This window comes from Pseudomonas sp. PME37.24/025, assembly GCF_055556615.1.
This window is the reverse complement of sequence record NZ_JBVHNK010000462.1, coordinates 1-240: the sequence shown is the minus strand read 5'-3', so window position 1 is coordinate 240 and position 240 is coordinate 1. Positions and strand designations below refer to the sequence as shown.

Here is a 240-nt window from a genome sequence, read left to right as displayed (position 1 = left end):
GACCGCGCGGCGCGACCGGCGCCGGTGGACGACGTGCCTGACGAAGAGGCATCCGGTGCTCTGTACCAGGGCGGGGGCGGGATCGGTGTGGCCGACGTCGCGCCCGAGCCCGAGGCGGCGTTCGTGCTCTCCCCGGGTCCGCGGACGATCGTCGTGGCGGGGGCGGATGCCGGTCCCGGCGCCGAGGACCTCGCCCACCGCGGCGGCCTGCCGCTCGTGGCCGAGATCGTCAGCGGTGCC

General features: G+C 77.5%; 1 protein-coding gene. It reads left to right on the top strand.

What is annotated here, in order from left to right:
* Positions 1-33 precede the first annotated feature (33 nt).
* The coding region (locus ACZ3HH_RS31090) for a hypothetical protein (protein ID WP_465810569.1) at positions 34-240 on the top strand (207 nt) is incomplete at its 3' end.